The 23,965-nt window shown below is 63.0% G+C and carries 25 protein-coding genes and 1 pseudogene; 12 read left to right on the top strand and 14 right to left on the bottom strand.

Features of this window, described 5'->3' with window-relative positions:
• The first annotated feature begins 843 nt into the window (after window positions 1-843).
• The 3 genes from JS533_RS10685 to JS533_RS10675 all read left to right on the top strand — a co-directional run bounded on the left by JS533_RS10685 (window position 844) and on the right by JS533_RS10675 (window position 4,406).
• On the top strand, window positions 844-1,332 hold the full coding sequence (locus JS533_RS10685) for a hypothetical protein (protein ID WP_241514493.1): 489 nt from the start codon (window positions 844-846) through the stop codon (window positions 1,330-1,332).
• A gap of 213 nt (window positions 1,333-1,545) precedes the next feature.
• The gene (locus JS533_RS10680; protein WP_241514492.1) at window positions 1,546-3,705 is read left to right on the top strand and encodes a hypothetical protein; all 2,160 of its coding nucleotides are present in this window, start codon (window positions 1,546-1,548) and stop codon (window positions 3,703-3,705) included.
• 59 nt (window positions 3,706-3,764) lie between these two features.
• Window positions 3,765-4,406, top strand: a complete 642-nt coding sequence (locus JS533_RS10675) for an ABC transporter ATP-binding protein (RefSeq protein WP_241514490.1) — start codon at window positions 3,765-3,767, stop codon at window positions 4,404-4,406.
• Between the two features lie 91 nt (window positions 4,407-4,497).
• Here JS533_RS10675 and JS533_RS10670 read toward each other — a convergent pair whose 3' ends face one another.
• The 9 genes and pseudogenes from JS533_RS10670 to JS533_RS10630 all read right to left on the bottom strand — a co-directional run bounded on the left by JS533_RS10670 (window position 4,498) and on the right by JS533_RS10630 (window position 11,263).
• Window positions 4,498-4,899, bottom strand: coding sequence for a helix-turn-helix domain-containing protein (locus JS533_RS10670; protein ID WP_241514488.1), 402 nt, complete (start codon window positions 4,897-4,899; stop codon window positions 4,498-4,500).
• A gap of 193 nt (window positions 4,900-5,092) precedes the next feature.
• Window positions 5,093-6,067 carry an EamA family transporter gene (locus JS533_RS10665; RefSeq protein WP_241514487.1) on the bottom strand — a complete coding sequence of 325 codons (975 nt, stop codon included), beginning with the start codon at window positions 6,065-6,067 and terminating at the stop codon, window positions 5,093-5,095.
• 149 nt (window positions 6,068-6,216) lie between these two features.
• Window positions 6,217-6,594: pseudogene (locus JS533_RS10660) on the bottom strand (HipA domain-containing protein); the annotation flags it as partial.
• Between the two features lie 12 nt (window positions 6,595-6,606).
• Window positions 6,607-6,900, bottom strand: a complete 294-nt coding sequence (locus JS533_RS10655; RefSeq protein WP_241514484.1) for a helix-turn-helix domain-containing protein — start codon at window positions 6,898-6,900, stop codon at window positions 6,607-6,609.
• 266 nt (window positions 6,901-7,166) lie between these two features.
• A complete protein-coding gene (locus tag JS533_RS10650; protein WP_241514483.1) occupies window positions 7,167-8,282 on the bottom strand; it encodes a hypothetical protein in 1,116 nt (371 codons plus the stop codon).
• A complete protein-coding gene (locus tag JS533_RS10645; RefSeq protein WP_241514481.1) occupies window positions 8,279-9,016 on the bottom strand; it encodes an ATP-binding cassette domain-containing protein in 738 nt (245 codons plus the stop codon). The genes JS533_RS10650 and JS533_RS10645 overlap by 4 nt, the downstream gene beginning before the upstream one ends.
• Window positions 9,017-9,025: 9 nt before the next feature.
• On the bottom strand, window positions 9,026-10,090 hold the full coding sequence (locus tag JS533_RS10640; protein WP_241514480.1) for a peptidoglycan-binding protein: 1,065 nt from the start codon (window positions 10,088-10,090) through the stop codon (window positions 9,026-9,028).
• Between the two features lie 42 nt (window positions 10,091-10,132).
• On the bottom strand, window positions 10,133-10,819 hold the full coding sequence (locus tag JS533_RS10635) for a hypothetical protein (protein ID WP_241514478.1): 687 nt from the start codon (window positions 10,817-10,819) through the stop codon (window positions 10,133-10,135).
• A gap of 39 nt (window positions 10,820-10,858) precedes the next feature.
• Entirely contained in the window at window positions 10,859-11,263 is a 405-nt protein-coding gene (locus JS533_RS10630; protein WP_241514476.1) for a hypothetical protein, read from the bottom strand.
• Window positions 11,264-11,451: 188 nt separating this feature from the next.
• Here JS533_RS10630 and JS533_RS10625 point away from each other — a divergent pair, with 188 nt between their 5' ends.
• Genes JS533_RS10625 through JS533_RS10615 form a run of 3 tightly spaced genes read left to right on the top strand, consistent with a single transcriptional unit; the run spans window position 11,452 to window position 13,885 of the window.
• The gene (locus JS533_RS10625; protein ID WP_241514474.1) at window positions 11,452-12,114 is read left to right on the top strand and encodes a response regulator transcription factor; all 663 of its coding nucleotides are present in this window, start codon (window positions 11,452-11,454) and stop codon (window positions 12,112-12,114) included.
• Window positions 12,111-13,388 (top strand): sensor histidine kinase, encoded by a 1,278-nt coding sequence (locus JS533_RS10620; protein WP_241514472.1) that lies wholly within the window; start codon window positions 12,111-12,113, stop codon window positions 13,386-13,388. Before JS533_RS10625 ends, JS533_RS10620 begins: the two co-directional genes overlap by 4 nt.
• A gap of 32 nt (window positions 13,389-13,420) precedes the next feature.
• Entirely contained in the window at window positions 13,421-13,885 is a 465-nt protein-coding gene (locus tag JS533_RS10615; RefSeq protein ID WP_241514470.1) for a GNAT family N-acetyltransferase, read from the top strand.
• 290 nt (window positions 13,886-14,175) lie between these two features.
• On the opposite strand, the gene JS533_RS10610 is transcribed toward JS533_RS10615, so the two are convergent.
• The 4 genes from JS533_RS10610 to JS533_RS10595 are packed head-to-tail and all read right to left on the bottom strand — an operon-like array spanning window position 14,176 to window position 17,612.
• The gene (locus JS533_RS10610; protein ID WP_241514469.1) at window positions 14,176-15,261 is read right to left on the bottom strand and encodes a hypothetical protein; all 1,086 of its coding nucleotides are present in this window, start codon (window positions 15,259-15,261) and stop codon (window positions 14,176-14,178) included.
• 11 nt (window positions 15,262-15,272) lie between these two features.
• Window positions 15,273-15,875, bottom strand: a complete 603-nt coding sequence (locus JS533_RS10605; RefSeq protein WP_241514467.1) for an ATP-binding cassette domain-containing protein — start codon at window positions 15,873-15,875, stop codon at window positions 15,273-15,275.
• A complete protein-coding gene (locus JS533_RS10600; protein ID WP_241514465.1) occupies window positions 15,865-16,965 on the bottom strand; it encodes a peptidoglycan-binding domain-containing protein in 1,101 nt (366 codons plus the stop codon). Before JS533_RS10600 ends, JS533_RS10605 begins: the two co-directional genes overlap by 11 nt.
• Window positions 16,966-16,976: 11 nt before the next feature.
• Window positions 16,977-17,612 carry a hypothetical protein gene (locus JS533_RS10595; protein ID WP_241514464.1) on the bottom strand — a complete coding sequence of 212 codons (636 nt, stop codon included), beginning with the start codon at window positions 17,610-17,612 and terminating at the stop codon, window positions 16,977-16,979.
• A gap of 167 nt (window positions 17,613-17,779) precedes the next feature.
• On the opposite strand from JS533_RS10595, the gene JS533_RS10590 reads away from it, so the two are divergent.
• The 3 genes from JS533_RS10590 (at window position 17,780) to JS533_RS10580 (ending at window position 21,132) form a co-directional block, all read left to right on the top strand.
• Window positions 17,780-18,460, top strand: coding sequence for a response regulator transcription factor (locus JS533_RS10590; protein WP_241514462.1), 681 nt, complete (start codon window positions 17,780-17,782; stop codon window positions 18,458-18,460).
• Window positions 18,457-19,749: a HAMP domain-containing sensor histidine kinase gene (locus tag JS533_RS10585; RefSeq protein WP_241514460.1), complete on the top strand. Its 1,293-nt coding sequence runs from the start codon at window positions 18,457-18,459 to the stop codon at window positions 19,747-19,749. Before JS533_RS10590 ends, JS533_RS10585 begins: the two co-directional genes overlap by 4 nt.
• 177 nt (window positions 19,750-19,926) lie before the next feature.
• Window positions 19,927-21,132: an ATP-binding protein gene (locus tag JS533_RS10580; protein ID WP_241514458.1), complete on the top strand. Its 1,206-nt coding sequence runs from the start codon at window positions 19,927-19,929 to the stop codon at window positions 21,130-21,132.
• Between the two features lie 27 nt (window positions 21,133-21,159).
• On the opposite strand, the gene JS533_RS10575 is transcribed toward JS533_RS10580, so the two are convergent.
• Window positions 21,160-21,459 (bottom strand): DUF2316 family protein, encoded by a 300-nt coding sequence (locus tag JS533_RS10575; RefSeq protein WP_241514456.1) that lies wholly within the window; start codon window positions 21,457-21,459, stop codon window positions 21,160-21,162.
• Between the two features lie 162 nt (window positions 21,460-21,621).
• On the opposite strand from JS533_RS10575, the gene JS533_RS10570 reads away from it, so the two are divergent.
• From JS533_RS10570 to JS533_RS10560, 3 genes are all read left to right on the top strand, one after another.
• Complete coding sequence (locus JS533_RS10570) at window positions 21,622-22,386, top strand: SDR family oxidoreductase (RefSeq protein WP_241514454.1); 765 nt, start codon at window positions 21,622-21,624, stop codon at window positions 22,384-22,386.
• Window positions 22,387-22,461: 75 nt separating this feature from the next.
• A complete protein-coding gene (gene gloA2, locus JS533_RS10565) occupies window positions 22,462-22,842 on the top strand; it encodes an SMU1112c/YaeR family gloxylase I-like metalloprotein (RefSeq protein ID WP_241514453.1) in 381 nt (126 codons plus the stop codon).
• 40 nt (window positions 22,843-22,882) lie between these two features.
• On the top strand, window positions 22,883-23,794 hold the full coding sequence (locus JS533_RS10560) for a deoxyribonuclease IV (RefSeq protein WP_241514451.1): 912 nt from the start codon (window positions 22,883-22,885) through the stop codon (window positions 23,792-23,794).
• Window positions 23,795-23,965: the final 171 nt, after the last annotated feature.

Here is a 23,965-nt window from a genome sequence, read left to right as displayed (position 1 = left end):
CGCACGCGCCTCCTCCAGAAGCCTGAGCGCCCTCGCCTGGAACTCCTTCGTATAACGAGTCTTTCCGGTCATGTTCCTAGTCTCCCATCAATGAGATAAAACACGGAACAAAAACCAGGTCATATCAAGTCGTGCGGTGCCGCGGATGTGGCGTGGACGTTGGGAATGGGATGGGTGGTATCGGTGTTCATGACAGGCTCGTTTCGCTCATGCGCCATGATTGCCTGCGTCGTCTCGTGCGACCGGTCTCATAATGGACGTGGTCGGATGATTTGACTGGGGTTTGTCATGACGACGTTTCGGTGATTTCGCATAACGAATCGTCGCGACCGCGCGCCGACTGCGGCGCATGATCGCGACGGAAGTATCGGCTGAAAGATACCGACCGTTAGTCGTATGCGAACGACACCAAAACGTGGTACATATGAGCTCCTGTTGTTGCCTGACGGTCGCGCGCAGCGGTCAACGACGAACGCCGCGCAACATTCCGTGTAACTGCATTCCATTATCGCACGCGAGCGGTGTCATGCGGAGTATTTCGCCAATATCCGCTGGCCAAACAACGTATGATCCGCAATGTATGACGGACGTTCCCGCGTCGTCATAGCGGGAATGACGACCCGTTGAATTGTGACGATGCCACCTGGAAGAAAAGCCAACCGCACGCGGTTCCCATGTCGTCTTTAGACGACAAGATTCCCCTTCGGTTGGCGAAGCCGCTCAATCCGCGTCATGATTGTCCCACGTCATGCTATCGCTTGACATGATGCTGTCCGCTTTTGCCGGACATGCCATCATCGGCGGCATGCAGGGGTTTGCGAGGCTCAAGGAGGAGGAACGATCATGGTCATCAAGAACATGCGCGCTTCCGGCAACGGGCGTACAAGCATGAGTATGAGTGCGGGACGGCTGCGTATGTTCGTGGCGGCCGGCACCATTGCGCTGTATTGCATCGTGCTCACGGTGTGCGCTTGCATTCGGTATGGGTGTGGTTCGGAGCGGTTCTGGGATTTTGGAATGACGGCGGCCATGTTTCTGGTGGGGGCCATCCTGATGATGATGGGAGGAATCGCCTATCGCGGCAAGGTCGCCGAGCGGTTGGAGCCTGATACGCATGACCGCCTGCTTGATGATAGGTCCGATGCCGTTGCGGGGCGGATCCTGTTCGTCGTCTGCGTCAACCTGTGCGTCGACATGCTGGCCGTCGCCATGGTGTTCCAATTCGTGACATTGCAGTATCTGGCATTGGGGCTGGGGACGGCCTGCGTGCTGTACGTGGTGATTTCGATCATCGTCAAAACCTGTTTCCGCGGGCGACTGAACAAGGGATGAACGTGGGATTTGCCAAGGCATGCTGCCCCGTCGTGCGCGAACGGCTTGATTGCCTGCGCCGGCGGCAACAAACGCGACGTCTTCGGAACATCCCTGACAGTGAGGGGCTTGGCGTATGCGTCAGCGTTGGCAAGCAATAAGTATTGATCCGGATCGGGAAGGTGATGTTTGATGCGCGGGTGGTTACGTTGGGCGTCGTATCTGATTATTTGCATGATGGCGGTGTTGTCGGGCGTGCTGTCGTTGTTCACTCTGAGCGACGGATATCTGGCGGCGATGCGCGCGTATCCGTCGCAGGGACGGGTGTTGTCGTTGACGGACGTACCCCAAGAGCGTTCCACCCAGACATTAAGCGCGTTGATGAATAGCGTGGCTCAGGCGCGGACGGTCGTTGTGCGTTCGGACGTGCTGGTCTCGCCGGTGGAAGGATCCGTAGAGGGGTATCGTCTGGGCGTGTATGGTGACGTGGCAGCGCATCCCGATGAGATGGCGTTCCGTTACCAAGGCGCTGATGTACTGGACGCGAAGTTGTTGTCGCGTTTGCTTCAATCGGATGCCGATGCGACTCTGGGTTTGGACCGGGTGAGTGCCGACATGGTCGCCTCTCTGCCGAGCGCGAGGTTCGGTGCGCGGCTGGTCGTGGTTCAGTTGGATGCGCTGGTGCGCGGGTCCGGGACGGTCAACGGCGACTATCGGATCATCGGCCTTGACGATGCCGGATTCCGGTCTTTGGTGCAGCAGGTGAGCGAGGCGAGCGGTGTGGATGCGGACCGGTTGACGTCCCCGTTGCATGGTTCCAGTACGGAGGACAGTTTCATGCGGCTGATTGTGCTCGTGTTGCTGGTCGTGGCGGCCGGGGCGCTGATGTTGCTGTCGGTGTTGGGTGCGTTTCAGGAGTTCTCCCGTTTGGGTGTGCACCTGTTGTTGGGATGGTCGCGTTTGGGATACGCCGCGCGTATATACCGGTCTTTGTTGGTGTGCTCCCTCGTGGTGATGGTGGTGCCGTTCGCCGTGACTCTGTGGGGCATGGAAGGCTTCCCTCTCACCGTGCAACTGGCTGTGGCGGGTTTGGCGCCCGGTGTGATGGTGGTCGGTATCGTATTGGCCGCGTCGGCGTTGGGCTCGTTGGTGTTGCTGTCGGTGCGTCCGGTCGCGGCAATACGCAACCGCGTATCCAAGAAGGCGCTGCTGGTCGTGATCGCCGTGGTGTACGTGCTGGCCTCCGCCGGTCTGGTAGCGGGCGCGCATGCGTTGGATGCGCCGATGAACGAGGTCTCCAAGCTCGGCCAGGTGAGCACGCGCTGGAGCCGTTATGATTCGCTGCGCCTCTTGTACAAGGATTCGCGCGGCACGAACCATACCGAATCGTCGGGCCTGTCCGGCGACCACATGCGCGAGATATACGACTGGTACACGTCCATCGAAGGCAAGGACGGCGTGTACATCGCCAACACCCGCCACTTCGACGCCGATCTGCTCGCACAATGGAAGGGACTGTACGAGCAGGTGCCCGAGCAGGCGTTCTGGTATTTCATCACCTCCCCGAACTATTTGAAGGACCAGGGGTTCGACCTGGACCCGGACGCGGCCGCGCGCGCCGAGGCCGGCGAGCGAATGTTCCTGATCCCCGACACCATGGATACGGCGGAACAGGAGCGCATGAGAGGCTACCTGACCGAGACCAGCATGAAACACAAGGACTGGACCAGCAGCATCCACACCACGTTCATGGATACAGGCAAGATCGGATTCGCCACCTACCATCCGTCCACGCCCCTGTTCACATGGAGCGACGACCTGAGCCAGCCCGCCGAAACCACGGATCCGGTGATCCTCGTGGCCACCGGCGCGGACATGACGCCGTTCGAGGCGGAAAGCCTCGGCGCGACCGGCCTGACGAACAGCTACGTCAAACTCAGTGAGGCCGCCGCCCAACGGTATTTGGCAGCCATATATCTTGCCAAATACCAGCTGGAGGACAACAACCCGATCTACCGGCCCGCCAGCGACTTCATCGCCGGACTGCGCAAAAGCCTGACCGAGTTCATCCAACTGTTCGGCGGCGTCGCCCTGCTCGCGGCACTGTTCCAACTGGTCGGTATGGCCACCCTGTGCCGCATCTACGCGGCGACGTACCGGGAGACCATCGCCGTCAAACGGCTCCTCGGCTACTCGCTCATGGGCATCTTCGCGCCGGCGTTTGTCATGGTCGCCGCGATGTCCGCCATGTCGATCCTGGCCGCCGTGCTGATTGGATCGACCGCAGGCATCGCCGCCACCGCCATGATGCTCGTATTCCAGCTGATCCTGCTTACCGTCCAGTCCCGCACGTTGTCCTCCGGACAGGTGCAGGCCATGATCAAATCCGAATAGTCTCGCCGCGCGCACGCATACGGTCGTCCCCATCGTCAACCTCGCAAAGGAGCATCATCATGAGCACGAAACTCGTCGCCGACCACCTCTGCAAAACCTACGGCAGCCGCACCATCCTGCACGGCCTGTCTTTCAGTGTGGAGGAAGGCACCAGTATGGCCATCACCGGTCCGTCCGGCTCGGGCAAATCCACGCTGCTGAACATCATCGGCCTGCTGGACACGCCCACCGGCGGCACGATCACGCTCGACGGGCAGCCGTTGCCGGGCATCGACAGCCGCAATGCCACCATGCTGCGCCGCAGCAAGATCAACTACCTGTTCCAGTCATACGCGCTCATCAACGATATGAGCGCCCTCGACAACGTCACGCTCGGCATGCGCTTCACCCGCGACAGCAACCAGGTCAGACAACGCAAGGCCAAGGCCATGCTCGACCGGCTCGGCCTCGGCCACGTCACAGGCGACAAGATCATGACCCTCTCCGGCGGCGAACAGCAACGCGTCGCCCTCGCACGATGCATCCTGAAACCCGGAGACCTGATCCTCGCCGACGAACCCACCGGCGCGCTCGACCACGATCTCGCCCAACACGTCTTCGACGAAATGCTCCGACTCCAACACGAATACGGCAAAACCCTCATCATCGTCACCCACGACCCCGGCATCGCCGCACAATGCGATCACGCCATCGAACTATAGACCGTTATGTCACTGGAAGTGATCTGATGGAAGCCGCATGCGGGAAGATGTTTGCGTCAAGGAAGGCAACGACCACGTAATATCTCCCGGTTCAGCTGAAATGTGCCAGATAGGCTGCGTAGTCGATGCCGTTCAAGCCGCCTTCGCTGGCCGCGGCACGCATATCCTCAAGGGCCTTGCGGCTGTGGGATTCCGACCTGTCGCGGTAGGCGATGACTTCGGAGCGCGAAACCATGCGGTTGCCCTTGGCGCCGTAACGCACGAACGGTATTTCGCCGGCGTCGAGGATACGGGCGACGGTCTTCGCGGAAACACCAAGGATCTGCGCGGCCTCGCCGGTGGTGATCATCCCATGCGAATCATCACGCACGATGGCGTCGAACGCGCGGCGAAGCTCGTCGGCGTCCAGCGGGTACGCCTTGCCGTCGCCCGCGGTGATGTATGCGGCACCTTTGTCGATCTGGGAAATGGGAATCGCCTCGAACGTAGTCATGTTCGCTCCTTTCCGACGGGTTCTACTCATCCTACCCGATATTGGACAGATCTCCAATATCGGACAAATCGGACATCGATGTTATTGTATGCGGAACCATTCACAATCAAGAACGGTTCCGCATACATGGCGAAGGGCTAGAAGGACTCCGTCGAAGACCAAGGCTTCAGCGTTCGGCCATCCCTGTGCCGTTCTATGCCTGACTGCCGGCCGCCCATACAAGCAGGGCACCGGCGAGGGAAACGACGATGACACCGGACACGGCCATAGGCGTGATGGTCTGATGCAGAATCAACGCGGCGATGATGACGCTCATAGCCGGGTCGATGGAGAACAATGTGCCGACCACACGGGCTGATGTGATGCGCCCGGACAGCGTATCCATCGTGTACGGAATCGCGACTCCCAGCACGGCCGAAGCGGCGATAACGCCCCATTGGGCGGATGTCGCATGCGCGGCGTGACCGATGGATGCCGGCAACGTGGCGAGAGCGGCCACCGTGACCGACAGGGCGAGCCCGTCCAGCCCGGTGCCCGCCTTGCCGACCTTGTCCGCGAACAGCGTGTACAGGCCGAAACAGAAGGCCGACCCCAATGCGAACAGGTAGCCCACCGGATTGAAATACCCTCCCGGCGTAAACGAAATCAACCCCACGCCCATCAGCGCGACCACCGCACACAGGCCTTCGCGCCAGTGATGCGAGCCGGCCAATGCGACCACGCATGGGCCGAGGAATTCCAAGGTGACGGCCACGCCCATCGGGATGCGGTCGATGGCCGAGTACAGGCAGATGTTCATCGCCGCCATCGCCAGCCCGTAAACCACGATGCCCAGCCATTCGCCTTTCGATCGGTCGGCCAGCTTGGGCCGGATGATTACGAGCATGACAATCGACGCGACGAGCATACGCATCGAACTGACCGGAATCGGCCCCAACGCATCGAACAACGACGCCGACAGGGACGACGAGGTCTGAATGCCCAACGATCCGACCGTCACCATGCCCGCCGCAAGCAACACCCTGCCACGCATCTTCAAGGAATTCATCGTGTATCCCCCTCCCGAAGAGAACATCCTACTCAGTGGGCGATCTGCCCAGTCGGCAATGCAATGGTCCGATGTTCTCGTCGTCCAAAAGAAACCGCGGCGATTCCGGCGTATTGCCACGTTCTTCTGAGGCCGAGGAGATCGGAATTGTGTCATCTATAGATGACAGCAGCATCGAGGCCGGCGAGAATGCGATGACGTCATCGCCGACCTGGACATTGACGGATGAGATATTGGCTGGTGCAGGTTTCGCATTCGTAATATCGGCGTCAATTCACGTGGCTCAGCGATTCGATCGCCCTGTCGAAACGGCTGGCCATCATGTTGACGGAATGCGCGTCGAGACGACGCATGGAGGCGCGAGGGAGCGCTTGCGACAATGCCGAGCGTAGCGTCACGACCCACTGCTCGGCGTATCGAGGACTGACCCCGAACAGGGAAAGCCCGTCATCGCTGAGCAGTTTGCCCGTGTCGATTGCCGTGTCGCCAAACAAGGACATCTGATGCGTATCCGTGTCCGCGGTGTCATACGGTTCGGGATTCATATCGAATGCGGGGGAGAGTCTCCACGCACCATCCTTCCGCAGGTAGCCATGGTTGCGCAGATGATCGTCAAGATTCCCAATGGCGGCTCCAAACATGGCACGACGCCATAACTTCTATCTGCGTACCCGCTTGGGCAGCTGTTCTCCGGCGCGCAGACGGCCGAGATCGGTCGAATACGGGTCGCAGGCGGTCACCATCGCGTCGGCCATCTGCAATACCCGTGCGATACTCATCAGTGAATCCGTGCGCACCGCCTTGCCCTGCTCCACGTTGGAGACCGTGGTCGGGCTGACCCCTGCGCGCTGAGCCACGTCGGATATCGTCAGGGACAGCAGCCGACGCTGCTGTGAGAGTTGCTCGCCCAATACGCGCAGGTCGCGCCGGACCGTCGTGGGCACATATTTCATGTCGGCTCCTAACACGTGGTTTACTGTATGCTATCCGCGATAAGCAACAGTATAGTGTAGGTTATCGAGGGCAGTATACTGCCATGTGATTGCGGTTGCCCTCGACTCTGTCTGATATAGAACAAACCAGGCATCGACCTCATGGTATACAGAACTATTTATAATCAGGAATAGTTCCGTATACATCGGCGGGCAAAAATCGATCTCAACTCCGGTTTCGATCGCAGCGATGCGCCGTAGACGTGCATTCGCCCCCTCGCGACGGCTCACTGCCGGTTTTTGAAGAAGGCGAAGAGTTGGTTGTCGTGTATGGCGGTGATGGCGGTGGCGGCTCCGATTTGTGCGGTGATGAGGGCTGCGGCGAGTGCGGGTAGTTGGATGGTGGTCAGGGTGAGTGCGTTGGCGTGTCCGCTTGTCCATCGGCCCGTGGCGTAGGTGATGGTTGTGGCGGCGAGGATGGCGGGCAGCGTCCATGCGAGGGTTTCGAGCGCGTTGGTGGCGAGGATGCCGCGGCGCGGCAGTCCCATGTGCAGGTCGTCGGCTATTTCGATGCGGCGTGCGCGTGTTGCCGCAAGGGCGATGGCGAACGCGGCGATGGGGGTTATGGCGAGCATGATGCGGGTGGAGCGTTGCCGGTAGCGGTTGTGGAGGTCGGGGTTGGTGCCGAGCATGGTGTTGGCCTGTTTGGTTTGGGTGGCTGGCGCGGCGCCGGGTATGGCGGTTGCGGTGGTGTTGAGCAGGTCTTCGGCGTCGGGGTTGGCGGGGTTGATGACGGCCCAGCATTCGTCCCATTGTTGTCCGGCGTTGATGGGGGTCGGGGTGATGATCGCGTAGACGAGGCGTTGGTCCCGGCTGTCGTCGGTCCAGGGGAAGACCGCGCTGATGTGCATGACGCCTTGGTCCGTGGGCAGGTCGTCGCCTTCGTGTGCGTGGAGGGTGTCGGCGAGTTGGCTGGAGATCCATACACCGGGGTGGGTTTGCTGTGTCGCGCCGATGCCGAGCACGTCCGCGAGGCCGGGGGTGGCCTGCCATTCGTCCAGTGGCGCGGCGGGCATGGCGGTCAGGGTGATTTCCCCGCTGTTTTTGAGTGCTCCGGCCGCTTGGATGGGGTTCGTGCGGTTGCCGTCGGTGGTGGTGCCGGTGGTTCGGGTGAGGCTGGCGCAGGTGTTGGAGTCGATCTGTTTGCTGCCGGAGATGATGTGGATGTCGGCGGCGCTGGTGGCCCATTGTCGGGATTCGTGTTGCAGGGAGAGGATGCCGGTCAGGTCGAGTACGGCGGTGCCGGTGGCGATGAGGGTGAGTATGGCGGCGCAGGCGAGGGCGCGTGTGGTGCCGGTGGCGATGTTGCGCCATGCTTCGGACAGGATGGCGGTTGGTTTCATCGTGTGTCGTCCTTGATGGTGTGGTCGGTGTCGGTGTTGTTGCTGGTCGCGTGCCATGAGAGGTCGATGATGCGGGTGCAGGCGGCCCGGGTGTTGGGGTCGTGGGTGGCGATGACGACGATCGCGTCGCCTTGGGCGAGCCCGGTGAGGGTGTTGTCGATGTCGTTGGCGGTGCGCTGGTCGAGTTGGGCGGTGGGTTCGTCCACGAGGAGGAGGTCGGGTTTGCTGGCGATGGCGCGGGCGAGCATGAGTCGTTGCGCTTCGCCGCCGGAGAGTTCGCGGAACTCGCGTGCGGCGACTTTGGTCAGGTGGAACGTGCTCATGATGGCGATGGCCTCGTCCTCGGCCTGTATGCGGTCGATGCCTTGGCCGAGGAGGGGTTGGACGACGTGGTCGATGGCGGTGCGTCGGGGCATGCCGTGGGGGTTCTGGAACACCCAGCGCACGCGGTTGACCCGGTTGCGTTGGATGGTGCCTTCGGCTGGCGGTTCGAAGCCGGCGATGATCGACAGGAGGGTGGATTTGCCGGAGCCGGACGGTCCGCACAGGCCGACGGCCTCGCCGGTCGTGAGGATGAAGTCGAGGTCGCGGAACAGCCAGGGGCCGTCCGCGAACCGGTGGCCCACGCGTTCTCCCGTGACCGTCGGCGAGCCTGCGGTGTGCGGCTCGCCGACGGACTGCGGGGCCGGGATAGGGTCGGATACCGTGTGCAGGTGCAGGATGTCGGTGTCCATGTTCGTTCCTTATTCGGTCGCGACGGGGCATTGGACGTCGTCGAGCTTATGGCCGAGGACGACGTTGCCGATGGTGGCGTCGGATTGTTCGGGTTGGATGAGCGTGGCTCCGAGCGCGGAGCCGATGACGGTGACCGGGACGGCCTGTTTGCCGTCGGGAGAGACGCAGGCGTGGGTGCCGTTCTGGCCGGTGATGGCGGAGGGCGGGACCTTGATCGCGTCGATGGGCTGTTCGAGCGCGAGGGTGGCGGTGGGTTTCTTGCCGCCTTGGTCGGCGAGGGTCGTTTTGTAGCCGTCGCTGACCTGGATCCGGTCGAGGAATGTCCGGTCGGTGATCCTGGCGTCGATCTTGCCGTCGTTGCCGGCGACGAGGCTGGTCATGACGCCGAAGAGCGTGAACGTGCGTTTGCCGTCCCTGAGGTCCGCGGGCGCGGGGAAGGTGACGGCGGTCAGCTGGCCTCCGGTCTTCATGATCTCCGACCCGTCGGTCAGGCTGGCGTTCAGTCCGGCCGTGCATTGGGTGGGGGTGACGCCTGTCTGGGGCAGCCATGCCACGTCGGCCGGTCCGATCCTGCCGTCGGGGTTGGTTTCGCCGGCCTGCGAGAGCAGTTGCTTGACGCCGTCCGTGGTGCGCCACCCGTAAGTGCCGTTGCCTTCGGCGTTGTAGCCGAGGCGGGCGAGTTCCTGTTGCAGGGCGAGCACGTCGGGGCCGGTGTCCCCGGTGCCGATCTCGCGGTAGAGGGGCGTATCGGTGTGCAGGGCGATGACGGGTTTGCCGTCCACGGACAGGATCCGGCTGCCGGATTCGACCGTCTGCCCGGGTTTGCACAGGATCTCGCTGACGGTGCCGGTCGCGCGCGTGGTGATGGATTGTTCGGCGCTGGTCTCGAACGAGGCTTCGACGGTGCGTTCGTCGGTGAACTGCTGATGGCTGGCGGTGACAGTGTCGGGGCTGGTGGCCGCGGCCAGTCCGTCGGGCGTGGGTGTGGGGATGATCAGGGCGGTGGTGATCGCGCCTATGGACAGCATGCTCAGTCCGGTCAGGATCAGGGGTGTCAGGATTCGTGTCGTCATGCGGTTGGTTCCTTTCGTGGCTCGTGTCATTGGCGTCTCCTGTCAGCCGATGTTGACGGCGAGGCCGGCCCCGGCGAAGCAGGATTGGGCCGCGTCGGAGGTGGAGTCGAACGGCAGTCCCTTGGAGGCGCCGTCGCCGTTCAACGCGTTTTCGAGTTTGCGTCCGGTGTAGGCGTCGTCCACGAGGTTGCTTTTCTTGAGGCATTCCACGGCGGTCTCGTACGGGTCGGCCAGAAGGCCCGGATTGCCTTGTTGGAGCTGGTAGAGGGATTCGATGATCTTGCTGGTGCCCTCGGAGCAGGTGTTGGACGCTTCCATGTATTTGTTCACTTCGGCGTCGGTGGATGGCACCGGGGTGACGCCGGTGGTCTGGTAGAGCCCGTTGGACAGTTTGCGGGTCTGTTCCTGCCAGCCGTTCTCGGCCATGCACGCCGTCTGCTTGTCGTGCGCGGTCTCGTAGTCCTCCGCGCTGATCTTCCCTGTTTTCTTGGCCCGTTGGAGCACGTCGCGTTCGAACTGGCTGAGCGTGTCCTTGGCGAGGTACTGATCGAACAGGGCGCTCATGCTCGGCGCGATCCTCGCTCCCGACGACTGGTCGTCGCCGGCGTCGTTCCCGCTCCAGGGCGTGGAGCATGCCGTCAGCGAGACGAGCAGTCCCATGCAGGACAACAGTGCGGCCGTCCTGCGCAAGATGCCGTGCCGTGCGGTCGATGATGGTGTGGTGACCATGATGATGTTTTCCTTTCCGTTGGCTGGTGCCGGCCGTGTTTACTTGGTGTTGAAGTCGGGATCGTGGTAGTCGGGCACCTTGGCCTGGCATTCCTTGATGGCCTTGTCCCGGGTCCCGTCGTCGGACCCCGAAGACGCCGTGCCGGAGCCGTCGCCGGTCCATTGGAGCACGACCCAGTTGCCGTCCATGATCTGCGCGGGCACTCCCGCCGCCGTAAGGCAGTCGCGGTATTGTTCGGCGGCCTGTTTCGAGGCCGGGTTCGCGCCCTGCACGGCGTCGCCGCCCTGGCTGTCGGTCTTCGGGGCCGCTTCCTGCGATGTTGTCGTGGACGACGTGCCCGATGCCGGTGATGATTGTTGTTGCCCGCATGCGGTCGCCAATGGCATGAGCGCTACGGTCAATGCCGTGGCCGCTGCCAGTCTGAGAACGGGTGTGGTTCGCATGGTTCCTCCCTTGCCGGAGCTGCTGTGTTGGTGATGTGTGGTCCGGTGGCTGCCGGACGATGCCCATTACAGTCGGCGCTTCGTGTGCGATGGGTGCGTGTCGCGCTCACCTAACGCACACCCAGGCCGGGCACAATAGGAAAACGTGAAGGCGCATGATTGTCATGCGGGAATCGGAGGCAACGAATATGGCGAGGATCCTGATCGTCGAGGACGACGCCGATCTGGCGGCCGTGCTGGACGACTGTCTCAGGCACGAGGGATACGCGACCGGCCTGGCCGGCACCGGCGTCGAGGCGCTGGACCTGCTCGCGCAGGGACAGTACGACGTGATGCTGCTCGACCGCGACCTGCCCGTGCTCTCCGGCGACGAGGTCATGCGCACCGTGGACCGGCTGCACATCCCCGTGCGCACGCTCATGCTCACCGCGGCCGGCAGTATCGAGGACCGCGTGCACGGCCTCGACCTGGGAGCCGACGACTACCTGCCCAAACCGTTCGCCTATCCCGAACTCCTCGCCCGCATCCGCGCGCTCCTGCGCCGCGGCGAGACGGACGATGCGCCCACCATGCTCTCGCGTGGCCGACTGTCGGTCGATACCATCAGACGGCTCGCCTACGCCGACGGCCAGCCCCTCGACCTCGCGCCGCGCGAATACGCGCTGCTGGAAGAACTGTTGCGCGCCGACGGCGGGTGGATCAACACCCGCACCCTCCTTGAATCCCTATGGCCGTCCGAAGCGCACGACCAGCCCGATCTCGTCAAGACCGCCGTCTACTCGCTGCGCCGCAAACTGCCCGACCCCGCGCTCATCGCCTCGTCACGCGGAGAGGGATACCGCATACCATGAATGCCGCTGAACGATCCACACACGCCGGCCGCCGTCCGCACGGCCCTTTCAGCTTCCGAGTACGCCTCGCCGTCGGAGTGGGACTGCTCCTGCTTGGCGTGCTCCTCGCCGTGATCCTCGTGCAGAACATCTCGCTCGACTGGGCGTTCCAACACCAGGTGGACACCATCGCCACCGGCAGCGGGCAGAGCGTCTCCGGTGATGCGCCGTCCTCGTCCTCGGGAATCGCGGGCACGGCCGACTCGTGCGACGCGACCTCATGCGACGCCGCCGGCACCGTGCCCGCCCCATCATCCGGCCAACAGACCGCGGCAGCGGAAGGCGTGGTACTCACCATCAGGGACGGCGTCGTGCAATGGATGCGCTACGGATCTCTCGCCGTGTTCGCTGTGTCGGCGCTTCTGGCCGTGCTCATCGTCTGGAACCTGTCGGGCAAACTCACCGCACACCTTGACTCCATCAGCCACCAGGCCGGCCGGCTCGACCCCGACCATCCCACCGGGCGCATCAGCCTCGACCATCCCGACGCCGAGACCGCCAGCCTCGCCACCGCACTCAACACGATGCTCGACCGCATCGAACAATCCAACGAACTGCAACGATCGTTCATCCGCAACGCCAGCCACGAACTGAAAACCCCGATCACGACCATCGGCACCAGCCTCGAAGCGCTCATGGCACAGGACCGGTTCCCCGACGACGTCAAACCCATCATCCGCCACGCCATCGAGGCGAACCGCAAAAGCGGCGAACTCATCACCAGCCTGCTCGAACTCTCCCGCATCCAGACCGCACCCGACACCAGCACGGAAGCCGTGGACCCCGCGCGAATCGTACGCGACGCGCTCGAAACCCACGCCCCGCAGGCACGATCGCGCCACCTGAACATCAACGTCGACGGACTCGCCACATACCACGGCCCCGCTGTCGAAACGAACCCGCGCTACCTCTCGCTCGCCGTGGACAACCTCGTACGCAACGCCATCATCCACAACACCGACCACGGCACCATCACCTGCGCCATCCGCGACGACGGGCAACACATCACCATTACGATCGACAACACCACGAAACCATCCACGCGTCTCGACGACACGGCCGACCTCATCCAACCCTTCCACCGCGGCGACGCCACCCGCATGGCCAACCAACCCGGCCACGGACTCGGCCTATCCATCACCAAAGCCTGCACCGACGCCATCGGCGCCACACTCAACATCAGCAGACCCAAGCCCGACGTATTCCGCGCCGCGATCATCATCGATGCGGCATAAGCCGTAAGCGTACGCCTCGTATAGTGGAGCGCATGAGTGTGACGATACGTGAATACCGGCCCGATGATGCGGCGGCGACGATGCGCGTGTTCAGACGGGCCGTCGCCGGCATTGCGTCGCGTGATTACGATGACGAGCAGATTCGGGTGTGGTCCGATCATACCGGTACGCCTGCTGCGTGGAATGGCCGCCGCATGGCAGCTCATACGTGGGTGGCCGAACGGCAAGGCGAGGTGATCGGCTTCATCGACGTGGACGATGCCGGATACGTCGACATGCTGTTCGTCGACCCTGCTTGTGCGAGGCAGGGCGTTGCCGCGCGGCTGTTCGATCAGGTGGAACGCTTCGCTGCGGAACATGGCTTCGAACGATTCACGGTCCACGCCAGCATCACCGCACGTCGGTTCTTCGCCAGCCGCGGTTTCCGCACTGTCAAGACTCGTCATCCCATGATCGACGGCGTCGTCTTCACGAACTACCTCATGGCTCGGCCGTGACGGGCATGCGCGGAAAGCGACTGACTTGCTTCGCAATGAAATCGGATGCGTGGGGAGTAGCGAGAATCATGGTGTTACTCACCATGAACCAACGCGGGCAGACCGATTGACGTTGGGAATTGGCGAGTGGCTTCGGAGCGCGACCCGACAACGTGATTGGCGAGCGGAGCCTGAACGGGCGTGATACGCGGAGACCGGGTCCCGTGAAGCACGGGAGCACCGGTCTCGACTTCCATATCCCCGCAGGGCTGGCTTGCTGTTTAGCATACAAAGAATCGACGATCTTCCATTCAGCGCTCCTTGAAGTAGGTGAAGAGGTGTCGTTCCTTGATGTGGAGGGTGGCTGCCGTGGTGGCGAGCAGGTAGGCCGTGCTTACGGTGGCGAGTGTTTGGATGGCGTTGAGGGTGATGACGGTCCGGTCGGTGGCGTCGGTGAGGAGCTTGGCGGCGGTCATGTCGATCGGTGTGCTGATGACGGCGACGAGCAGGATGGTGATGCCGGTCTCGATGATGATCTGGGTGACGAGTGCGGGTTTGGGGACGCCGCAGTGCAGGGCGGAGGCGATTTCGAGTCGTCGGGCGCGTATGAGCATGACGCCGATGGCGAGAGCGATCAGGGCTCCGCAGGCGGGCAGGATGCGGGTGGCGCGCTGCCGGTAGAGGGCTTGTCCGTCGAAGGTGTCTCCCTTGGTGGTGTTGAGTTGGCCAAGGGTGGGCGCGTCGTCGCCGCTGGTTTTCGCGGTCGGTGTGAGCGTGGACCACAGGGCGTTGCGTGTTTGGCTGGTTTGCGGCCAGGTTTTGGCCCAGCACGCGTCGAACGTGCCGGTGGCGGGGGTTTCCTCCATAAGCGCGTACGCGTATCCGGGGGTGCGTCCGTCGTCGGGGTACCGGTAGACGCCTTTGACATGTGCGGTGCGTCCGTCGGCGAGGCCGATCGAGCCTCCCGCGGCGACGCCGAGCGTGTCGGCGACCTGTTGGGAGGCGATCAGGCCGGTGCCGGCATCGGTCGTTTTCGTCGCGTTGAGGAGTTTGGCCAGTCCGGGGGTGATCTGGTAGAGGGGCGTGGTGGTGTCGGGCAGGGCCGCGAGGGTGATCGGGTCGGTTTCGCGGATCGCTCCCGCGGCCTGCACGCCCGTGAGGCTGGTGAGGCGTTCGCAGGATGCCGCGTCGATGCCGTCGGGCGCGTTGAGCACGAGGATGTCGGCCCCGGATTGCCGGTATGCGTTGGCCTGGTCGAGGATGGCGGCGCCCGCGGCGATGTCCATGACGCCCAGGCCGGCGGTGGTCAGGGACAGGGCGAGGACGGCCGGGGCGAGACGGGCGGCGCCGCTGGTGATGGACCGCCATGCCTCGGAGATGACGGAGGTTGCCTTCATTGTGGTGTGGTTCATTGGTAGTTCTTCAGGTCGATGATGTCGGTGCATGCGTCGCGCGTGTTCGGATCATGGGTGGAGACCACCACGATCGTGTCGTTGCGGGCGATGCGGGTCAGGGATTCGCTGACCGCGGCCGCGGTGTGCATGTCGAGCTGGGCGGTGGGTTCGTCGACCAGCATGAGCGAGGGTTGGGCGGCGAACGCGCGGGCGAGCATGAGGCGTTGCGCCTCGCCGCCGGACAGTTCCGCGAACCGGCGGTCGGCGACCCGGGTCAGGTCGAACCGGTCCATGAGCGCGCGGGCCCGTTCCTCGGCCTCATGCCGGTCGAGGCCTTGGGCGAGCAGGGGCAGGCTGACGTGGTCGATCGCGGTGCGTTGGGCCACGCCGTGCGGGTTCTGGAAGATCCAGCGCATCGAATCGATGCCCTCGCGGATCACCTGGCCTTCGGCGGGCGGGGTCCATCCGGCGATGATGCCGAGCAGCGTGGATTTGCCCGCGCCGCTCGGCCCGGTCAGCGCGTACACGTGGCCGGGCAGGAGGCTCGCGGTCAGGTCGTGGAACAGGAGGGGGCCGTCCGCATACCGGTGGCCGACGTGGTCGAGGTCAACGCGCATCGCACGCCGCCTGTCCCGGATCGGCCTTGATGTGCGAGGGCGCCTTGCCGTCGATGGTGACCAGCGTGCGGCCGAGCGAACTGCCGGCCACGTGCGCCTTGACGCTCGTGCCGTCGGTCGAGACCACGCACCCGTCGCTGCCCTTGAGCCCCGTGAGTGCGGACGCGGGCACCGAGTACACGCCGATCGGCGTTTTGAGCTTGTAGGTCACGGTCACGTTCGTGACGTCCTCGCCGTCCTTGCGCGCGCCGGTGTACGTGGCCCATCCGGCCATCGCCCGCAACGCCGTCGCGTCCGAGATGACGCCGTCGTCGCCGATGGGATAGTCCTTGCCGTCGATCTCGACCACCCGTTCGCCCTGGATGCGACCGTCAGGCAGGGAGGCGGCCTTGACGGACGCGACGCCGGCCAGACTGCGGAACGCGGGCGAGTCCGACGAATCCTGCGTGACGGTCGAACCCAATGCCGCCGCGCACGAGACGGTCATCGCCCCCGCGGGCAGCCATACCGCCAGCGCGCGGGAGAACACGCCCTGCTGGATCCTGGCGGCCGCCGCGACTGTGCCGGCGTTCGCCGAGTACAGTCGCCGCCACGCATCCCACGTGGCCCAGTCGAACACACCCGACCGGGAGCCGCCATAGCCGAGATCGGCCAGCTCGTCCTGCAACGCGGCCACGTCGTCGCCCTTGTCCCCGTACGCCAGATCACGGTACAAGGGCGTCGCGGTATGCAGGCTCACCAAAGGCGTACCGTCCACGTCGTACTCGTGGGAGCCCGAACGCACCATGCCATCCGCGGGACACGACATGAACGTGACCCTGCCCGACACGGGGAACGCGACCCCGCTGGCCGGCGACGCCGTCACATCCACGTTCAGGGAACGCGCGTCGTCGAACTCCTCCGACCCCAACGCGAGGCTCCCCGCATCCGAGGCGGACGCCAGGGACGGCGGCGTCGCCGCATGCTCCAACCCCACGGCCAGTCCCATGCCGGACGCCAGGCACGCGACCATGCACACCGACACGAACCCCACGCCGTACACCCGACGGCGGGCACGAGTGTTCTTCGCCTTCGATCGAAACACGAACATCATCCTCCCTCTTACTTGCCCGGGTTCGCCAGACACTGGGAGAACACGTCGGACGACGTGTCCAGCTTCGACGAACCATCCGCCTTGCCCATCTCGGTCAGGTAATCCTGCTTCGTGAACGACTCCGGCACCAGCTTGCGCCGCTTAAGACAGCCCACGACCAGTTCGATCTCATCCGCGTTCGACGGGTTCTGCACCATTCGCTCGTACAGGTCGCGGATCTGCAGGTTCGTGCCCTTCGCGCACTCCATGCTGTCCGCGTTCGCCTTGGACGAATCGTAATCGTCGTCCGTGTTCATATGCTCCTGCATCAGCCCGGTGGACTGATCCGTGTCGAATTCCACGTCATCGCCCTTGGCGACCATGCACTGCCGGTACTTCTCGTTCGCCTCCCGGTAATCCGACTCGCTGATTCTGCCCGCCTTGACCGCACGCTCCAACACGCCACGCTCGAAATCACTCGACGCCGACTCCAACGCCTGCTTCAACTCCGCCTCATACGACGACGACCCCGACGACGAAGACGACGAACCGTCATTCGACGCGCCGGCGGAACCGGCACCCGGCACGGAACACGCACCCAACCCCAACACCACCGACAACACACCGGTAACCGCAACCACATGCAACACGCTTTTCGGCATCATGCGCTCCTTTCGCTTGTTTTGGTTTGATTTGACAGGGCAACACCGTAAAGGCCGGTTCCCGGTCCAGCTGCGGTTTCGACCCGGCTTTGACCGGAACCGACCGATTTCCGACCTCGTTCGCCGCGGCCGATATGATGTGCCGCAGCCAATCGAAAGGAGACGGACCGATGCGTGTGCTGGTCGTCGAAGACAACGCGAATCTCGCCGACGTGGTCGGCATGGGACTGCGTATGAAGGGCTTCGATACGACGGTCGTCTATGACGGCAGGGACGCTCTCGACGAACTTGACGAATCGGGCGAATTGGGCAAAGGCGTGTGGGATCTGCTCATTCTCGACCGTGACCTGCCCGGCGTGCACGGCGACGAGATCTGCCGGCAGCTGCGGGCGCGGCATGACCCGATCCACATTCTCATGCTCACCGCAGCATCCCGAACCGACGACATCGTGCAGGGTCTGGGGCTCGGGGCGGACGACTATCTCACCAAGCCGTTCGCGTACGCGGAACTGCTTGCCCGCGTCGAGGCGGTCCAGCGGCGACTCGGTTTGGTAAGCGATGCTGGACTGTTGTTCGTGCGGGGTGGATTCCGTGCAGATTTTCGTACCGGCGACATCAGCATGAACGGCGAACCGTTGCGTTTTGGACAGCGGGAACTTGCCGTGCTGCGCATGCTGATTGAAGTGCACGGGGCGGTAGTCAGCGCCGACCGGCTTTACGACGAGATCTGGCAAGATGATCATGCGCGTGAGAAAAGCATCGTCAAAAGCACCATCTACACGCTGCGCTCCAAAATCGGCGACCCGAACCTCATCGAAACCGTGCCCGGACAGGGATACCGCATATCATGAACCGACATCACACCGCGAACCGTCACCGTGTCAATAGAGAACGGCATCCGCGCATCCTCCCGCCGTCGCAATGGTCGACGAGAGGCCGGCTGATCGCCACGATTACCGTCGCGTTCCTCCTGCTGACGGCCGCCGTCACCACCGGCACGTTCCTCATCGTGGATCGGCAGCTGTCCACCGTGACGGTCGGCGGACTGGAAACAGGTATCGACACGGCCGACGAATCGCAACGTCAACCGTCGCCGCACTCAACCGGAGACGACGGCTCCTCCAGCTACACGTCCATTCACGTCAACGAGGACAGGGAGGACGGACTGTCCCTCAGCGCGACCGTAGGCGATAGTCGGACGCGCGACCTCGTGCTCGCCACGACGCTCGTGCCGATCCTCACATTCGGCGTGCTTGCGGCCATCCTCACCTGGATCATCACCACCAACAGCCAGAAACGCATCAACGCGGTGGCCAGACAGATCAGAACAGTGAATGGACCGTTGGCAGCACGGCATACTGTCGATATTCAGGAGCGCAATGACGAGGCCACGATCATCGCCGACGCCTACAATGCCATGCTCCACGACCTGAACGACTCCATCGAACGGGAACGGCAATTCATCGCCAACGCATCCCACGAACTGAAGAACCCGCTCGCCGCCGTTTCGGCCGCATTGGAAATCCCGCTCAACGAAGGACTCCTCGACGATACGGCACGACCATTCATACAGCGAGCGCTCGAAGCCAACCGCAACGGGACGGAACTCGTGCTCCACCTGCTCGAACTCGCCCGCATACAACACATCGATCACACGAACCTCACGGACGTCGACCTCGCCGACATCGTCTCCGATACGCTGGTCCGAAACCGCAACGCCACCGCCGGACTGACGGTGACCGCCCATCTCGAATCCGCAATACTGCCGGCGGATCGCACGCTCATTAACCAACTGGTCACGAATCTCGTCCTCAACGCCGCGCAACACAACATTCCCCACGGCAGCATCGACATCACCACAGGAACATACCGTGACGGCGGCGGAACCGAACATGCGACGCTCGCGATCTTCAACACGGGCAACGACCTTACCGGAATCGATCCGGAGGAACTGCTCGCCACATTCAACCGCGGTCCCGACAGCAGAATCAGCAACAGACACGGCACGCCCAACCACGGTCTTGGCCTGTCCATATGCGACGAGATCGTCCGACTTCACCAAGGTTCTATCAGACTGACCACCAACCCGGCCGGAGGCCTGACCGTCGCTGTGCGACTGCCTGTCACATCTCCGCAGTGACGGCTCATAGTTTGCACGACGCCGGAGCGATCGGGCTTTCCGTCGAAAATCGACTATGTTCGATCTTTCAAGGAAAATAGTGAAGGAAATCGATTATAATCGATTTTCGATCTTATTTTTGTGAAAAATCGATTATACTCGTGACATAAGGTCGCATATGGCGAGAGGAGTCCCACGATGATCGACCGTCCCGCATATCTGGATCAGATCCGCCCGTTCATCGGCAAGAACATCATCAAGGTGCTGGTCGGCGCGCGGCGTTCCGGCAAATCCACGCTGCTGCAGCTCATCGCCAACCAACTGCGCGCCGAAGGCGTACCGGAACGCAACATGCTGCATCTCAACTTCGAGTCTGATTCCTGCGCCGGCCTCACCGACGCGGCCTCGCTGAGCGTGTATGTACATGACCGCGTCGCGAATGCCGACGGAAAGGTCAGACTGTTCCTTGACGAGATACAGGAAGTCGACCATTGGGAAAAGGCGGTGCGCTCGTTTATGGTCGACTACGACGCCGACATCTACCTGACCGGCTCGAACGCGCGCATGCTGTCCAGCGATCTCGCCACATACATCACGGGACGATACGTCACCATCGACGTGTATCCGTTCTCGTTCGCCGAATTCCTCGACGCGTATCGGACATCGGCCGGCGACATCGACGAGCGCGCGGCGTTCCGCCGCTATGTGACGCAGGGAGGATTCCCTTTCCTGACTGATCTCTCGTTCAACGAACAGGCTTCGGAACAATACCTCAACGACCTGTTCGCCACGATCCTGTTCAAGGACGTGGTTCGTCATGCCGGCATCCGCGACGCCGATGCGTTGGAACGGGTCATCCGATACGTGCTTGCAGAAGAAGGGCACCTGATCACCCTTGCGAACATCGCCGCATACATGAAAAGCGAGCATCGCAAGATCACATCGGACACGATCGCCGGCTATCTGAACGCCGCCGCCAAGGCGTTCCTTATCTACCGCGTCCCGCGCGAGGACGCCATCGGCAAGCGGACACTAAAGGTCAACGAGAAATACTACGTCGTGGATCAGGGATTGCGGCAGGCGATCGGTCTGAACAACGCCAACGCCATCGATCAGGTGCTCGAAGGCATCGTCTGCATGGAGCTGAAACGCCGCGGATACGACGTCCAAGTCGGCAAAGTGGGGGACAAGGAAGTGGATTTCATTGCCAGAAAAGGCGGCGACGTCGAATACTACCAAGTCACCTATTTGACTGGCTCCCAGCAGACCATCGACCGTGAATTCGGCGCATTCGCCGGGCTCGACGACAACTGGCCGAAAACAGTGCTGAGCATGGACGAATTCCCGCAGACCCGGGATGGCATACGAGGCGAGAACATCATCGACTGGCTTCTCGGACGGTGAACGGGAAGCGTTATTTACAGTCTCGGCTCAGCCGATTTCGCCGCGGTCGATGAGATCCGCGTCGAGGAACCAGTAATCGTGCGGGTCGCCGCGCAACGCCGTGAACGGGGTCAGCTCCACGCCCTGCGCCGCGGCCTTGTCAAGCATATAGCCGCGAATGATCCACGGGTATTCCAATACGCCGGACTTCAGTTCGATGATCCGCTTTACGACATCGCCGCTGACGCCGAAGTCCTTGCCGATGCCGTCGACGGTCAATCCCAGCCGGCTCATGTTCTCATGGAATTCGCGGATCGTCGCCGCGCGCTGCTCGCTGCTCAAAGACATGACTTCATCGTAGCCAAGCAAGCATGCTCCCGAACGCCACGACGCTGCGGGCGAACGACTATCATGGACGACGGGATACTGTGAGCGATAACACGCGCCGGGGCGACATGACGCGACGGACGCGACCGTACCACAGCCATAACGCAACCAAGGAGGCTCGCAATGGACAACACCAGCAAACGCGCCGTCGTCACCGGCGCATCAAGCGGCATCGGCGCGGCAAGCGTACGCGCGCTCGTCAAGGACGGCTGGACGGTCGTCGCGCTCGCACGACGCGAGGAGAAGCTCAAGGCGCTCGCCGACGAACTCGGCGACGCGGTGAGCTACGCCGTGTGCGACGTCACCGACGAGGCGAGCACGCAGACCGCGGTCGACCAGGCGCTCGCCGGAGGCCCGGTCAAGGCGCTCGTCAACTGCGCGGGCGCGGCGTTCGGCAAGGACCCGGTCGCCACGGCGAACCTCGACGACTGGCGGAACATGTACGAACTGAACGTGATAGGCACGCTGCGCATCACGCAGAAACTCCTGCCCGCGCTCAAGGCCGCGCCCGGCGGCGGCACGGTGCTCGTCATCTCCTCGACCGCCGGCATCGAACCGTACGAGGGCGGCGCCGGCTACTGCGCGTCGAAATTCGCGGAGAAGGTGATGGCCCGCGTGCTGCGCCTCGAACAGATCGGCGAACCGCTGCGCGTGATCGACATCGCACCCGGCATGGTGCACACCGACGAATTCTCGCTCAAACGCTTCGGCGGCGACGAGGCGAAGGCCGCGGCCGTGTACGCAGGCGTGCCGGATCCGCTCACGGCCGAGGACATCGCCGAATGCGTGCGCTGGGCGCTCAACCAGCCCGACACAGTCGACATCGACTCGATCGTCGTGCGTCCGCGCGCCGAAGGCTCCTACACGAAGGTGTACCGCGAACGCTGAACTCCTGCACGGATGCGGCTACGATACGGGAAGGAGATGCGTCCGCGCGGCGGCGGCATGGCCTACGATGGTGGCATGCGTTTTGATTCCATCCATCACGTGGCGCTGATCGGCAGCGACTACGAACGGTCCCGCCATTTCTACGTCGACCTGCTCGGTTTCGAGGTGATCCGCGAACATCACCGGCTCGACCGCAACGACTGGAAGATCGACCTGCGTTGCGGCGAACAGGAGATCGAACTGTTCATCAAGGACGGCTGCCCGCCGCGCGCAAGCTATCCGGAAGCACTGGGACTGCGGCACCTCGCGTTCCGCGTGGACAGCGTCGAACGCACCGCGGCCGAACTGAACCGGCTCGGCATCGACACCGAGCCGATCCGCATGGACGAATTCACGAACAAGCCCATGACGTTCTTCCACGACCCGGACGGCCAGCCGCTCGAAATCCACGAATAACGACCAATCATCGCAGGGGAGAGGTGAGGTTTCGCCAACCATGACGACATCGACGACACTGTTCATCGGATCGCATCTGTCGACCGGTGGCGGCTGGGACGCACTGCTCAAACGCTCGCACGATGAGGGCGGGACAACGTTCGCGTTCTTCCCACGCTCGCCGTACGGCAAACCGTCGAAATCACTGACCGCGGACGGCGCGGCCGACTTCGCACGTCAGTTGATAGCCGAACGGTACGGCCCGCTCGTCGCTCACGCGCCGTACGTCTACAATCTCGCCGCCAAGGACGACGCCAAGCGCGAGTTCGCCGTCCACGCGCTCGCCGAGGACCTGCGGCTGCTCGCACCGATCCGCGCGGCCGGCCAGATGATCTATCTCAACATCCATCCCGGCTCGCACGTCGGGCAGGGCGCCGAGGAAGGATGCCGGCTCATCGCCGACGGATTGAACCGCGTGCTCGATCTGCTCACCGACACGTTGGACGGCGCGACTGGCGATCTGACGGGCAACGGCGACGGCGTGCCGATCCTGCTGGAGACGATGGCCGGCAAGGGCACCGAATGCGGGCGCACGTTCGAGGAGCTCGCGACAATCATCGGCCGGGTCGACGATGCGGCGAACCTCGGCGTCACCATGGACACGTGCCATGTGTTCGACGCCGGCTACGATCTGCTGCACGACTTCGACGGCGTACTGCGCAAACTGGACGACGTCATCGGATTGGATCGCGTGAAAGCCATTCACGCGAACGATTCGCAGTTCGGATTCGACTCACACAAGGACCGCCACGCCAACATCGGCGAAGGCCAGCTCGGCCTCGAATTCTTCCGGCAGCTGATGAACGACCCACGCACGAACACCCTGCCGATGATCCTCGAAACCAAGGAACAGATACCGACCACGCACCGCGACGAAATCGCGCTGCTGCGCAGTCTTCGCGCCGATTCCTGACGCCTGCTGACAAGGCCGGTTTCGGGCGGATATATTCCCGCCAGGCGAGGTGCCTCATTTGAAAATGAGCGCGTAATCCGGAGTGGTGCCTCACCTGTGGTGAGCGTGAAATCCTAGTCCGCGTCGGCTTGTGGGGTTTCGTCGTCTTCCGGTTCGACGCCCGCGATCCGG

Source organism: Bifidobacterium amazonense, from assembly GCF_018555435.2.
Classification (GTDB): domain Bacteria; phylum Actinomycetota; class Actinomycetes; order Actinomycetales; family Bifidobacteriaceae; genus Bifidobacterium; species Bifidobacterium amazonense.
Note: the sequence above shows the minus strand (reverse complement) of the source record. Positions and strands in the feature narration are given on the sequence as shown.

What these genes read in the sequence shown, in the direction of transcription:
- gloA2 (WP_241514453.1), top strand. Translation starts at nt 22,462, where the DNA reads ATGCGTTTTGATTCCATCCATCACGTGGCGCTGATCGGCAGCGACTAC.
- JS533_RS10685 (WP_241514493.1), top strand. Translation starts at nt 844, where the DNA reads ATGGTCATCAAGAACATGCGCGCTTCCGGCAACGGGCGTACAAGCATG.
- JS533_RS10580 (WP_241514458.1), top strand. Translation starts at nt 19,927, where the DNA reads ATGATCGACCGTCCCGCATATCTGGATCAGATCCGCCCGTTCATCGGC.
- JS533_RS10595 (WP_241514464.1), bottom strand. Translation starts at nt 17,612, where the DNA reads ATGATGCCGAAAAGCGTGTTGCATGTGGTTGCGGTTACCGGTGTGTTG.
- JS533_RS10590 (WP_241514462.1), top strand. Translation starts at nt 17,780, where the DNA reads ATGCGTGTGCTGGTCGTCGAAGACAACGCGAATCTCGCCGACGTGGTC.
- JS533_RS10585 (WP_241514460.1), top strand. Translation starts at nt 18,457, where the DNA reads ATGAACCGACATCACACCGCGAACCGTCACCGTGTCAATAGAGAACGG.
- JS533_RS10570 (WP_241514454.1), top strand. Translation starts at nt 21,622, where the DNA reads ATGGACAACACCAGCAAACGCGCCGTCGTCACCGGCGCATCAAGCGGC.
- JS533_RS10610 (WP_241514469.1), bottom strand. Translation starts at nt 15,261, where the DNA reads ATGAAGGCAACCTCCGTCATCTCCGAGGCATGGCGGTCCATCACCAGC.
- JS533_RS10675 (WP_241514490.1), top strand. Translation starts at nt 3,765, where the DNA reads ATGAGCACGAAACTCGTCGCCGACCACCTCTGCAAAACCTACGGCAGC.
- JS533_RS10615 (WP_241514470.1), top strand. Translation starts at nt 13,421, where the DNA reads ATGAGTGTGACGATACGTGAATACCGGCCCGATGATGCGGCGGCGACG.
- JS533_RS10680 (WP_241514492.1), top strand. Translation starts at nt 1,546, where the DNA reads ATGATGGCGGTGTTGTCGGGCGTGCTGTCGTTGTTCACTCTGAGCGAC.
- JS533_RS10620 (WP_241514472.1), top strand. Translation starts at nt 12,111, where the DNA reads ATGAATGCCGCTGAACGATCCACACACGCCGGCCGCCGTCCGCACGGC.
- JS533_RS10575 (WP_241514456.1), bottom strand. Translation starts at nt 21,459, where the DNA reads ATGTCTTTGAGCAGCGAGCAGCGCGCGGCGACGATCCGCGAATTCCAT.
- JS533_RS10645 (WP_241514481.1), bottom strand. Translation starts at nt 9,016, where the DNA reads ATGGACACCGACATCCTGCACCTGCACACGGTATCCGACCCTATCCCG.
- JS533_RS10650 (WP_241514483.1), bottom strand. Translation starts at nt 8,282, where the DNA reads ATGAAACCAACCGCCATCCTGTCCGAAGCATGGCGCAACATCGCCACC.
- JS533_RS10630 (WP_241514476.1), bottom strand. Translation starts at nt 11,263, where the DNA reads ATGCGAACCACACCCGTTCTCAGACTGGCAGCGGCCACGGCATTGACC.
- JS533_RS10640 (WP_241514480.1), bottom strand. Translation starts at nt 10,090, where the DNA reads ATGACGACACGAATCCTGACACCCCTGATCCTGACCGGACTGAGCATG.
- JS533_RS10655 (WP_241514484.1), bottom strand. Translation starts at nt 6,900, where the DNA reads ATGAAATATGTGCCCACGACGGTCCGGCGCGACCTGCGCGTATTGGGC.
- JS533_RS10560 (WP_241514451.1), top strand. Translation starts at nt 22,883, where the DNA reads ATGACGACATCGACGACACTGTTCATCGGATCGCATCTGTCGACCGGT.
- JS533_RS10600 (WP_241514465.1), bottom strand. Translation starts at nt 16,965, where the DNA reads ATGTTCGTGTTTCGATCGAAGGCGAAGAACACTCGTGCCCGCCGTCGG.
- JS533_RS10605 (WP_241514467.1), bottom strand. Translation starts at nt 15,875, where the DNA reads ATGCGCGTTGACCTCGACCACGTCGGCCACCGGTATGCGGACGGCCCC.
- JS533_RS10635 (WP_241514478.1), bottom strand. Translation starts at nt 10,819, where the DNA reads ATGGTCACCACACCATCATCGACCGCACGGCACGGCATCTTGCGCAGG.
- JS533_RS10625 (WP_241514474.1), top strand. Translation starts at nt 11,452, where the DNA reads ATGGCGAGGATCCTGATCGTCGAGGACGACGCCGATCTGGCGGCCGTG.
- JS533_RS10670 (WP_241514488.1), bottom strand. Translation starts at nt 4,899, where the DNA reads ATGACTACGTTCGAGGCGATTCCCATTTCCCAGATCGACAAAGGTGCC.